The 12251-nt window shown below is 63.8% G+C and carries 7 protein-coding genes and 1 pseudogene; 3 read left to right on the forward strand and 5 right to left on the reverse strand.

Going from position 1 to position 12251, the window contains the following annotated elements; genetic code table 11:
- Positions 1-100 precede the first annotated feature (100 nt).
- Together ACJEIK_RS15260 and ACJEIK_RS15265 are read left to right on the forward strand one after the other, a co-directional pair.
- On the forward strand, positions 101-229 hold the full coding sequence (locus ACJEIK_RS15260; RefSeq protein WP_409429948.1) for a hypothetical protein: 129 nt from the start codon (positions 101-103) through the stop codon (positions 227-229).
- A gap of 176 nt (positions 230-405) precedes the next feature.
- On the forward strand, positions 406-1719 hold the full coding sequence (locus ACJEIK_RS15265; protein ID WP_052536990.1) for an IS256 family transposase: 1314 nt from the start codon (positions 406-408) through the stop codon (positions 1717-1719).
- Between the two features lie 338 nt (positions 1720-2057).
- On the opposite strand, the pseudogene ACJEIK_RS15270 reads toward ACJEIK_RS15265, so the two are convergent.
- The 3 genes and pseudogenes from ACJEIK_RS15270 to ACJEIK_RS15280 all read right to left on the reverse strand — a co-directional run.
- Positions 2058-2648, reverse strand: a pseudogene (locus ACJEIK_RS15270) (FkbM family methyltransferase); the annotation flags it as partial.
- A 322-nt stretch (positions 2649-2970) separates the two neighbouring features.
- A complete protein-coding gene (locus tag ACJEIK_RS15275; RefSeq protein ID WP_267325403.1) occupies positions 2971-4623 on the reverse strand; it encodes a glycosyltransferase family 39 protein in 1653 nt (550 codons plus the stop codon).
- Positions 4624-4701: 78 nt separating this feature from the next.
- Entirely contained in the window at positions 4702-7902 is a 3201-nt protein-coding gene (locus ACJEIK_RS15280) for an RND family transporter (protein ID WP_267325404.1), read from the reverse strand.
- Positions 7903-8121: 219 nt separating this feature from the next.
- Between ACJEIK_RS15280 and ACJEIK_RS15285 the strand changes: the two genes are divergently transcribed.
- Positions 8122-9360, forward strand: a complete 1239-nt coding sequence (locus tag ACJEIK_RS15285; RefSeq protein WP_267325405.1) for a glycosyltransferase — start codon at positions 8122-8124, stop codon at positions 9358-9360.
- A gap of 22 nt (positions 9361-9382) precedes the next feature.
- Here the strand turns inward: ACJEIK_RS15285 and ACJEIK_RS15290 are convergent, their stop codons facing one another.
- Entirely contained in the window at positions 9383-10795 is a 1413-nt protein-coding gene (locus tag ACJEIK_RS15290; protein ID WP_267325406.1) for a hypothetical protein, read from the reverse strand.
- 41 nt (positions 10796-10836) lie between these two features.
- On the reverse strand, positions 10837-12249 hold the full coding sequence (locus ACJEIK_RS15295) for a hypothetical protein (RefSeq protein WP_267325407.1): 1413 nt from the start codon (positions 12247-12249) through the stop codon (positions 10837-10839).
- Positions 12250-12251 lie beyond the last annotated feature (2 nt).

Here is a 12251-nt window from a genome sequence, read left to right on the forward strand (position 1 = left end):
CACACCCAGCCAACCAGACACCCCAATCACAGGCCGACAGCAGCTGACCGTTCTACACCCTCAATCATGAAGAGCCACCAAACCGACAATTGCGCAACGCATGATCGCCGAGGCGTTGGTTGCCGGTGTGCGGGCATCCTGGGTCGCCGGCGATGACATCAAGCCACTGCTCGCGCCTGCCACTATCAACGCAGGTCAACGCATCAATAAACCCGATCTACAACTGTAGTACTAGGCCAATTCCCCGGCTTCGGCACTCGCGGCGCGTCGGGAGCAATGATCAGAACCTGTGGATGAGCCTCGGCGAGGCGGCGTAGGAAAGGGCGCACCTTCCCGAGGATGATCTGAATGTCGAAGGTCTGATCAAGAGCCGGCGTTGGCGCGCTGGTTCGGGAAGGTACGCCCATGCTCACGGTAGTTCACGATGCGGATTCATCCAACGAGGATGCTGGCTCGTCGCGGTCGTTGCTCGATGAGATTGTCCGCGACGGTGCCCGCCAGATGCTGGCCGCAGCGTTGCGGGCTGAGGTCGCCGCCTACATCGAGGCTCATGCCGGTGAGCTTGATGAGAACGGGCACCGGCTGGTGGTGCGCAATGGCTATCACCGCGAGCGCGAGGTGCTCACCGCGGCGGGCGCGGTGAGTGTGACCGCGCCGCGGGTCAATGACAAACGTGTTGACCCGGACACTGGTGAGCGGCAACGGTTTTCCTCGGCGATCCTGCCGGCGTGGGTGCGCAAGTCGCCGCAGATGACCGAGGTGTTGCCGTTGCTGTATCTGCATGGCTTGTCGACCAGTGATTTCGGTCCGGCGTTGGAGCAGTTCCTGGGCTCGGGTGCCGGCTTGTCGGCCACGACGATCACCCGACTCACCACGCAGTGGCAGGACGAGGCCAAGGCCTTCGAGGCCCGTGATCTGTCGGGCACCGACTACGTCTACCTGTGGGTCGACGGCATCCATCTCAAGGTGCGCCTGGAGCAGGAGAAGCTCTGTTTGCTGGTGATGATCGGTGTGCGCGCTGACGGCCGCAAGGAGCTGGTCGCGCTCACCGACGGGTACCGGGAGTCGGCCGAGTCGTGGGCTGATCTGTTGCGGTCGTGCCGACGTCGCGGGATGACCGCACCGGTGCTGGCCGTCGGCGATGGGGCCCTGGGGTTCTGGAAGGCCGTGCGTGAGGTGTTCCCGGCCACCGGCGAGCAGCGGTGCTGGTTTCACAAGCAGGCCAATGTTCTTGCCTGCCTGCCAAAGTCGGCTCATCCGGGGGCGATCGCGGCGATGCGGGAGATCTACAACGCCGAGGATATCGACCACGCGCAGGTGGCGATCAAGGCGTTCGAGGTGGACTACGGCGCCAAGTACCCCAAGGCGGTCGCCAAGATCGTCGATGACGCCGATGTGCTGCTGGAGTTCTATAAGTACCCGGCCGAGCACTGGGTCCATCTGCGCACTACCAACCCGATCGAATCAACGTTTGCCACGGTACGTTTGAGGACCAAGGTGACCAAGGGGCCGGGTTCACGCGTCGCCGGAATGGCCATGGCTTACAAGCTGATCGACGCCGCGCAAGCCCGCTGGCGAGCCGTCAACGCACCGCACCTGGTCGCTCTGGTCCGGGCCGGCGCGATCTTCCACAAAGGCAAACTGCTCGAGCGACCCACCGACATCACCCCGTCGGCGGACTCGGCACCGACCGAATCAACTGGAACGGAGGTCGCCTGAAACAAGCCGATCCACAGGTATTGACAATTCCTCGCGCGTCGGTCCCGGCACAGCAGTAAATCTGACTGCATAGCCGGCGCCTCGTACACTCGTTGCAGCGGTGTAGGGCGCCACTTGAGATACCACTCATTGCTGTACTTGTTCTCGATCGAGAACGCTCGGAATCCGGCCGCCAGAAGTCGCCCGAACAGCAACCGGAACGCCTCTCGATCATCTTGCGGGTTCGCCTCCGAGAGAATGCTCATGTCACTAGGGTAAGCGTCGAGGTGGCCGAGGATGTCGTTCAGAATGACCGGCTCCAAGCCTTCAACATCGATCTTGATCAGTTTGACGCGTGCCAATTCGTCTGGGGTCAGGATGTCGAGTAAGGGTGACGCACCGACCGTGGCAGACTTGGTGCCGCGACGGGACGCCAGGGTTGTGGTTGCCCCGCTGTTGAAAGCACCGAACTCGTAAAGATCGAGTTCGCCGAGCGAGTCTGAAACTGCCAGATTGACCGTCCGTATGCGCTGGGAAAGTTGAGGGTTGGCCGAAACATTGGCTGTCAGACGCGAATAGGTGGCCGGTGAGGGCTCGATGGCAACAACCCGACTGCCGACACTCGAGGCTAGGAGCGATTCGTAACCGATATTCGCACCGATGTCCACAAAGACATCACCTGGTTTCAACGTGCCTTCGATCACCCGGGAGATTCCAGGCTCCCATACTCCGAAGAACAGGATAGTGCGCTGGATGAAATCGACGGTGGCGCATCGAATCCTGGCGCCGAAGTAAGTCTCGCAGTCCTCCTCCGCCCGCAAGTACCGCAGCGGAATTTGATACCAGTCCAGTACGCCACCACCGATCCATCCCGGCAGTTTTAGGCGACGAAGCGCTTTCACCAGCTGTCGATGCCCGGACGTCCTGAGGTCATGGTTATCGCTCCGCATGATGTCCGCAGCGTACTCGGCGTTGTAGCCGATACGCAGCCGCTTTTGCAGAGGTTTCAGGTCGGACTGCGACAATGCTCACGCCGCGGGAAGATTCTCAGCCGCACGCCCGTGCGGTCCGAGACCAACGGCATCGTGGCCATGCACACCGCGTCCGCCTGAGAAACCTGCGGTCAGTCGAGTGCGATGGACGAGAGTCCACCAGCAGTTACTTAACGCCAATTGCCGCCGGCACCAACGGAACTGCGGAATCTACGTCAGCAGTCCGCAGTCTGTCCGGACATCATTCCGCCCGAACTCTGTATCGCACCGGCGATCTGCCCTACTGACCGAGCGCGTAAATATCTCCTCCGAGTGGAACGAGGGGCACCACTCCGGACGGATGGTGAACCAGTGAGCGGTAGCCGAGGCCCGCCAAATGATCGAGGATGCGTTGCCGATTTTCGGCCGTATTTCCGTAGAACAGCGAATTCACGTAATACAACCGATGGCCAGCGCCGACCGTCGGAAAATCAGCCAACAATTGTTCCTGGCCTGTGACCGCATATACCATCGCCTCTTTATCGGCGTGCCACAGTACGGTCGGCAGAATGCCGATCCGGGCGGAATCCAAGATTATTGTATCAGCGTCGTGGACCACTTCGATACGCTGCTGCTCGGATCGATGGACCGCAAACAATGTGGTGGCGCCGATCGCGCAAACCACCGTAGTCAGTGCGACAAACTTGACCGTCCTGTCCGAGATGGAGTTTCGGCACACCTGCGCCGCCTGAGCAATTCCGACGAACAAACAAGGTGAGACGAAATGCATATATTGGAGCCCGATAGCATGAACTGGACTCACGCACAGGATGTACAGCGCTACCACGAACGACCAGGACGCGACCGCGACAAATATCGGGAGGTACTCCAGTGAGATCACCGCGGCGCGTGGCCCAGTATGGATCCGCCATGCTCGCCGTATAATTGACGCAACGAGATACAAGCCCGCGAATCCCACTACTACATTGACGAGGTTGATCGCAATGTCCAGCGGACTCTTGATATCGAGAAGCCCATAGGGCAATGGATGCGTCCAGTCGAATGGATTGAATATCTGGAACGCGGTTGACACGACCGCGCCAACCCGCTGCAGCGAGCTGAACAGTGTAAACGGCTGCGCCCGCGCCCTAGCCCCCGCGATCGACTCCAGAAAACCCGGGTTACAGGCGACGAAAATCAGCGCTGCGGCCCCAGCCGCAACGGCGAGCTGCACGGTCTGGGTGCGCGCATTTCGCCTGAAAAGAATGGCGGCTGCGAACAATAGCGTGAGCCCGGCCGGAATGGGAAATTGATAGTGTGTCAACAGTCCAGCCGCAAGCACGATGGATATCGCAAAGAGATGTCGCGCCTGTTTTCTCTTCAACCACAGGACAACGAACAGCAGCAGCAATGCCACCAGCGCAGTGAAAAGGGTGTACTGCCGCAGCACACTGATGGTCATGCGCGAGGGCAGCACGAACATCCAGACCATCGTGACGACGAAGCTAACCGTCGCCGAAACCGACAGAATTCGACACGTCGCATACACCACGCCGGCGGTGATTGTCAGCAGGACAAGATTCAATAGCAGGCCGCTCAGGATCGACACCCCGAAGAGGCCGAACCAGATGTGCAACACCCAGAAATAAAACGGCGGATGGATATCGTAATGGTTCAGACCACGCGTTATCTCCCCGAAGCAACCGAAGCTATGAAACTGCCAGAACTGCTGCCAGTCGCCGGCCGACACCCATCGGCCGACCGGGGCGGTTTCCTCGAATCGAGCTTGGTTGCAGGTGGCGCTGATGACGCTGATCACGTCGTCGTGGTCGATCAGCACGACCGCAGAAAGTTTCGGTAGGAAGATTGCCACACCCAGCACAGCAAGCAGAAGCACCAGGCCGACGTCCAAACTCACCGCCCACCCGAATCTCGGCTTCAGGCCAACTGTCATGATGCCTCCGCTTCTCGAAGCGGAGGCATTGACCGCCGCGGATTGAGGTTCCAGAACAACACGTCGACAGCCAACTGGTCAGCCGAACGGACCGCCGCGATACTGCGCTGCCCCGGCCACCTCGAACGCCTTCGTGATCTGGCAGGCATCGCACGTCGCGGCGTACCCGCATTCCGGACACGGCTCGGGGTCGTCGGAGTCGTACCGCGAGCGCCGCTCAGCGGCCCGCCGTTCGGCCTCGGCCTCGGCCAGTGCCGCCTCGGCATCCTCGCGCTTGCGCCGCGGCGACTTCGACGGCCACCAGTTGGCGTCACCGAGCAACGCCGCAGTTGCCGGCACGGTGATGGTACGCACGATGAATGTGTCCAGTAGTAGGCCGATTCCGATGATGAAACCGAGCTGCACAGCGCCAAGGATGCTACTGACAGTCATGGCAAGCATCGATGCAGCGAAAATCAGACCGGCAGAAGTGATCACGCCACCGGTGGCGGCGACCGTTTTGACGATCGCCGAACGCACCCCGTACTTCGCTTCGTCACGTATTCGGGAAATCAACAGGAGGTTGTAGTCGGCACCGACCGCCACCAGCACCAGGAAGGCAATACCCGGCACGCTCCACGAGATGTCGTAGCCCAAGATGAACTGAAAGAACACGACACCGATGCCAAGCGCCGACCCGTAGGACAGCACCACCGACAACACCAGATAGAGCGGCGCGACGACAGATCGCAGCAGCTGCACGAGAATCAGGAACACCACGATGAGGGTGACGATGACGATGAATTGGATGTCGCTGTTGTAATAGTCGCGGATGTCGCGGTTCACCGCGGACAAACCGATCATCGACACCTTCGCGTCGGACAACGTTGTGTTCGGCAGGGCCGTCTCCGCCGCCTTGACGATCGCGTTGGTCTGGTCCATGGCTTCGGTACCGAACGGGTTCAGCGCGGTCTGCACCAGGTAGCGCACGGTGTGGCCGTCGGGTGACACAAACAGCGTCGCGGCCTTCTCGAACTCGTTCCGGCTCAGAATCTCCGGCGGCACATAGAAGCCAGCCATCTGCGGTGTATTGGCGTCGCGCCGCATACCCAGCAGGAAGGACGACGCCTGGTTCAGGCCTCCGCCCATGCCGCGCACCTGGTCTACCAGCAGCTTCACGCCATCGGCAAGCTGCTTGCTCGAATCGGCCAGCAGGTTGACGCCGTCGACCGCCTGTTGGAGGCGCCGCTCGAGGTCCGCGGTGTCGTACAGGCGCAACTGCTTGAGCAGGCTCGTGATGCTCTCGATGTTAGTGCCCATCCCGCGCACCTTGTCGTCCATCCCGGGGTCGCTCTTGTACTGCTGCAGCATGTGGCCGAGGTTGATGACTTTTTGCACCGTCTCGGGGTCGTTGCCATCGTTGACGTTCTGCAGACCGATCTTCAGGTCGTTGCACGCCGGGTAGTAATTGCAGAACGGTGTCGCGTTCAGCGTCTCGAGGGCCTTGCCGGACCACTTGTAGACATCCCCCACGCGGACCAGCTGCCCACCGACGGCGTCACCCAAAGACGTCATCTGGGAGATCATCTTGGCCGACTTGTCCAGATCCTCCAGAGTCTTCGAGCCGCCGTACTGCTTCTGCAGCGCCGACATCTGGGTGAGCATCTGCCGCACGGGACCGATACCCCCGAGCACCTGCGTGCGGATCTGGTTCAGCGCGTCGGCGAGCTGGTACTCGCCGTCGACCAGTTTCTGCAGCAGCGCGTCATTGCCGTTGATGAGGTTGGAGGCGTCCTTGAGCTTGCTGCCGACCTCGCCGGCCTGGTAGGTCGCCTTGGCCTGCTCCAGCACATCGCCGGTGGGACGGGTGATGCCGCGGACCGAATCGATGTGCGGCAGCTGGGCGATGCGCTGGGCCATTTGCTCCATGTCCGCGAGCGATCTAGGGGCCCGAAGGTCACGTGGCGACTGGATCAGCACGAACTGCTGCATGGTCGTGCTGACCGGGAAGTGCTTGTTCAGGGTTTCGTAAGCTACGTTGCTTGCCGCATCGGGGTCCAGGTCTTTGCGGTTGTCGTAGTTGTACCGCACCAACGTGGCGCAGCCGGCCAGCGCGAGCAGCACAGCGAGGCTACCGGCCAGGTGGGTCACCGGCCGACGCACGATGTTGACGCCGGAACGACGCCAGAACCGGCCTGCCATGTCCTTGCGCGGCTTGATCCAGCCGCGGCGTCCAACCAGGACGATCAGAGCGGGCAGCATCGTCACCGATGCGATGAAGCCGATCAGAATGGTCACGGAAAGCGCCGGACCAATGGTCGCGAAAACACCGAGGGTGGCGAACGAAAGGGCCAGAAAGGTGACAGCCACGGTGCCGGCCGAGCCCGCGATGACTTCGCCGATCGAGGTCAGCGCCAGCACCAGCGACTGATCGGTCGTGGCCCCCTGCCGAATGAACTCTTGATATCGGCTGAACAAAAAGATGGCGTAGTCGGTCCCCGCACCCAGCATCATGCCGGTCATCAACACCATGGTCTGCGGCCCCAGCCCAAGCCCCAGCAGGCCCAAACCCGCCACCACCTGCTGCGCCACGATCAGCGAGACACCGATGGTGAACAGCGGCAGCAGCATCGCAACCAAACTGCGATACACGATGATCAAGATGGAGAACACCAGGATGCCGGTGGTCGCCTCGATCATGTGCTGGTCATGGGCGCCGATCTCGGCGATGTCCTGGAAAGTGGCCGCCGCACCCACGACGTTCAACGTGAGGTCGGAGCCTTTGACCACCTGTTGGACGGTCTCCATGGCATTGGTGTACGCCGCCTGGCCCGGCGCGGTACCCATGTTTCCGACCAGACTGACGGGCAGCTGGACGGCCTTGCCGTCCTTACTGACCATCACCTGACGCAGCTCAGGAATGTGGATGAAATCCTGCGTTGACTTGACGTTGGTCTTGTCCGTGTTGAGCTTGTCGACCAGTCGGCGGTAGACGTCCTCGTCTTCCTTGCTGAAGCCCTTATCATTGGTCAGCAGGACGATCGCGACGTTGCCGGCGTCGGCTTCGCGGAACGCGTTCTTCATCGCGTTGCCGGCGATCAGCGTCGCGGAATCCGGAGGCAAGAAGTCCGGTGGGTGGCGGCTGGACACATCTACCAACGGCGGAATGGCCAGAAAGAGCACCGCTGCCAACCCGACCCAGGTCACCAAGATCATGACGGGTCGCCGCACCACGAACTTGCCGAGTGCCGCGAAACCCGCATGTGCCAAAGCACCGCTTGGCCTGGCACGTTTCAGCATCCCCGACAGGCTACACGCCGCAAACCGATCTGATGCACCGACCGGCACCTCGATATCGAAGCCGCCGGAGAGCCGCACGCGCCCTGCCGTGCTGTAATCGGGTGTGCCACTGACGAAGTCATCTCTCCTGTGCCGCACGTCCGGGTGCCGGGCGTCCTCGTTGCCATCCATGCCCCAGCAATGCGAAGATCAGCGGCAGACCGTTATGCTTGGCGTCCTGTGAAGTTTGCTATCGCCATCCATGGCACGCGTGGAGACATCGAGCCCAGCGGTGCCGTGGCCAGAGAATTGCTGCGTCGCGGCCACGAAGTACGTATGGCAGTGCCGCCGAACCTGGTTTCATTCGTCGCTGCAGCGGGGCTTCCCGAGCCCGCCAGCTACGGCGTGGATTCTCAGCAGCAACTGGATGCGGACATCTTTCGCGACCATCTGAGCCTCAAGAACCCCGTGAGCGTCGTCCGCGAACTCCGGGACTACATGACACAGGGCTGGCAGGACATGAGCGCCACCCTCACGGAGGTCGCCGCGGACGCGGATCTGCTGCTCGCGGGGACCACCTACCAGGAGGTGGCCGCCAACGTCGCCGAGCATTTCGACATCCCGTTGGCGGCGCTGCATTACTTCCCTTTCCGCCCCAACAGCCAGGTGCTGCCGGTACCGCTGCCACTCCCCTTGATTCGCCGCGGCTTCGCGGTCGGCGAATGGTTCCACTGGCGCATGCTCAAGGAAGCCGAGGACATCCAGCGGCGCACCCTGGGCCTGCCGCCGGCCACCGTGCGGGCCGTCCGTCGCATCGAGGACCGTGGGGCGCTCGAAATCCAGGCCTACGACGAGGTGCTGTTCCCCGGGCTGGCGGCCGAATACGGCGACGCCAAGCCCCTGGTCGGTTCCATGTCGATGGAACTGCAGACCGATACCGACACCGACGTGATGGCGTGGATCGCAAATGGCAAGCCGCCCATCTATTTCGGCTTCGGCAGCATGCCGGTGGAGTCTCCCGCCGACGCTGTCGCGATGATCGACGAGGTGTGCGCCGAACTCGGCGAGCGGGCGCTGATCAGCTCGGGCGTCTGGGATCTGCCGGACACCCGGCTGGGCGATCACGTGAAGCTGGTCGGCGCGGTCAACCATGCCGCGGTGTTCCCGCTGTGCCGGGCCCTGGTCCACCACGGCGGCGCCGGCACCACCGCGGCCGGGCTGCGCTCCGGGATACCGACGGTGGTGCTGTGGGTCAGCGCCGATCAGCCGGTGTGGGCCGGCCAGGTCAAGAAGCTGGGGCTCGGCGCGTCGCACCGCTTCTCCAAGACCACTCCCGGGTCGCTGAAGTCCGCCCTGCGCACCGCGCTGCAGCCGGAGTGCGCGGACCGGGTCCGCGCCGCCGCCGCGCGCATGACGAAACCCGCGGACAGCGTCGCACGCACCGCGGATCTGTTGGAGAAGGCCGCCCAGGCCCGTTGACGGGCCCGGGCGGAAATGCCCACTAGTAGATGGTGAGCGGCGTCAGGCCGAATTCGTCGAGCGTCTCCCGGACCAGTTCGCGCAGCCTGGCCCGGTTGTTCTCGGCGCCCACCTGGTAGCCGACGATGCCGAGGTTCACCCGGCCGTTGTAGCGGCCGGAGGCCACCACCAGCAGCCCGCCGGGCCGCTCGATGTCGGACCGCTTGACCTTCTGCTCGACGCCCCAGCAGTTCAGGAACGTCGCCTGGTTGACCCCGTCGGGGCGGCACATCAGGTCCGGCAGCTCGGCGAAGTTCGAGCACGTGACCGGCATGTCGCCGAGCACCAGGTCGGCCGTCTTGTTCACCGCGCGCAGCGGGATGAACGGCGTCAGCGGCAGCAGGATGAACGACTCGTCCGGCTGGTCCTTGGCCGTCGAGAGCGACGTGCGCAGCGCGCCCCGCAGGTCCGTGAGGTCCTTGGCCACGTGCGTCGGGTCGACGGTGAGGTTGGCGAACGCCATCGCGTTGGCGCGGGTGTCCTCCATCGAGGTGCGGTCATTGACCGCGACCATGAGCGCAATGTTGTTGTCGTGCTTGCGATGCCGCTCCATCCGCACGCCCAGCCGGGCGGCGAACGCGGCGGCCAGAGAGTAAGTGTTGCCGCCGAGGGTTGCGCATTTGGCATCCCACTGCTCGACATCGATGTGGGTGCCGGAGAACGGCAGCAGCACGTACTCGTCGGGGTTGCCTGACGTCACCGCGGGGCGGGTGTCACCGGACTTGGAGATCTCATGACGTCTGCGGTGGAGCATCTTCGCGGCGGCCACCACCGTCCGCCGCACCTCGGGCCAGTCGCGCCGGGCCTGGCGCAGGTCGGCGCGCAGCCCCTGCCAACGGGTGCGGGAACCCGGTTGGGCGTACCCCAGGTCGCGGCCCTGACCGAGCACCGATTCCATGATGGCGGCCACCGCGCCGGTGCCGTCGATCAGGCAGTGCGACAGCGCCAGCGCGACGCCCGTCGACCCGTCACTGAAGTTCTGCACGCCGAGGTGCCAGCCGGGGCCGTGCTCGGGATCGATCGGGATCTGCGACCGCTCCTCCAGCCAGTCCGTCAGTTCCGAACGCGGACGGGCGGTTTCGACGATGTCGAGCGGCCGCTCGATGGCCGGTGCGGCCACCCAGCGGGCCCGCCCGAACGGCAGCGGCGAGCGCTCGATGCGCCGGGCCGCCAGGCTCCGGCCGAAGTTCTCGTGGAACCGGCGCAGGCCGTCCAGGTCAACCGGCCCTTCGTAGAACCACAGCGCCAGCATCACCTGCACCCGGCCGCTGGCCCGGTATGACAGGAAGGTCGCCTCGTCCATGTAGTCCAGACGGTCCTGCGGACGGTCCAGCTCCTGGGGCAGCTTGGTGAACCGGCCGCGGCCGGTCCTCTTCGACCGGGTATCAGTGGACAAGATAGACCTGGCCCTTCACTTTTCGATTGTCTGAAGCGGGATTACTCGTAGACCGCGGACAGGCCGAACTCGGCCAGTGTCGCTTCCACATGCGCGCGCAGCGTGGCCTTGGTGTTCTCGGCGCCCGGCTGGTAGCCGATGATCGCCATCGACACCCGGCCGATGACCTGCATCGAGATGACGGTGAGGATGCCCTTGCGGTGCTCCATCACCGCGCGCGGAACCTGACCGTCGACACCACGCGCCATCAGGTACTCGGCCCGCGTCCCGTCGACGCGCGCCAGATCGTCCGGCAGCGTGCCCAGGTTCGAGCAGAACACCGGCAGTTCGCCGAACCCGACCGCAATGTCGGCGGCCTGCGTGACGGCCCGCTTCGGGACGAACGGGGTCAGCGGCAGCAGCTCCAACTTCTCGTCGGGCTCCTCACGCATCTTGCGCAGGGCTTCCTTGATGACCGCCCGCGTTTCCGTCAGATCCTCGGCAACGCCCTTCGGGTTCACCCGGGCATCGCCGATGAGCACCGCGTTGGCCCGCGTGTCCTCCAGCGTGCGGTCGTTGATCGGCACCACCAGCGGCACCACACCTTCGGCCTCGCTGAACCGGCCCATCCGCTCGGACAACCGCGCCGCGAAGCCGGCGATCAGCGCGTAGCTGTTGCCGCCGAGCGCCTTGGCCCGGCCCTCGAATTCGGCGGCGTCGATGAAGGCCCAGATCGCCGGCACCAGCAGGTTTTCCTTGGCACTGGCCGCATCCAGATGGGCCGCCGCGGATTTTCCGGAGCGCTGCAGCTCGCTGCGCTTCTGGTAGGCCTGCTTCGCGGCCGACTTGATCGAACGACCGAGTTCGGGCAGGTCACGGAACGTCTGCCGCAAGTCGGTGCGCAACGCCTGCAACGACGACCGCGTCCGCGGCTGGGGCAGGCCGAGGTCGCGCAACTGGCCCGTCACCGACTCGAACACCGTCAACATGGCGCCGCCGCCGTCGCCGATGCAGTGCGAACCCACCAGGCTGACGACCGTGGCACCGTCGTCCAGCGGCTGTACACCCATGTGCCAGGCCGGGCCGAACTCCGGGTCGACGGGGATTTGTGCATGTTCGTCGAGGAAGTCGCCGAGCTCGGCCCGCGGCCGCACGGTCTCGTATACCCGCAGCGGCGCCGGCGGCCCCAACGACGACACCCACCGGTGCCGGCCGAACGGCAGGACCGACGGCTCGATGCGCCGACCGGCCAGGCCGTGACCGAAGTTGTAGTGGAAGCGGCGCAGCCCTTCCATGTCGACAGGGTGCTCGTAGACCCAGACGCACTGCATGACAGCGGCCTGGCCGGTGGCCCGCAGACCCAGGAACATCGCTTGGTCGACGTAGTCGAGCACGCGGCTCTCATCACCGTCGTTGTTGTCTGCCAACCAGCGGCGCAACAAAGGCACACGCGACGGGCGCGTGGAGGTCGTCACAG

The organism is Mycobacterium sp. SMC-16 (assembly GCF_046250085.1).
In the GTDB taxonomy this organism is placed as follows: Bacteria; Actinomycetota; Actinomycetes; order Mycobacteriales; family Mycobacteriaceae; genus Mycobacterium; species Mycobacterium phocaicum.

Excerpts from the sequence above, each read along its gene's own strand:
- ACJEIK_RS15260 (WP_409429948.1), top strand. The coding sequence starts at position 101 with ATGATCGCCGAGGCGTTGGTTGCCGGTGTGCGGGCATCCTGGGTCGCC.
- ACJEIK_RS15280 (WP_267325404.1), bottom strand. The coding sequence starts at position 7,902 with ATGCTGAAACGTGCCAGGCCAAGCGGTGCTTTGGCACATGCGGGTTTC.
- ACJEIK_RS15275 (WP_267325403.1), bottom strand. The coding sequence starts at position 4,623 with ATGACAGTTGGCCTGAAGCCGAGATTCGGGTGGGCGGTGAGTTTGGAC.
- ACJEIK_RS15265 (WP_052536990.1), top strand. The coding sequence starts at position 406 with ATGCTCACGGTAGTTCACGATGCGGATTCATCCAACGAGGATGCTGGC.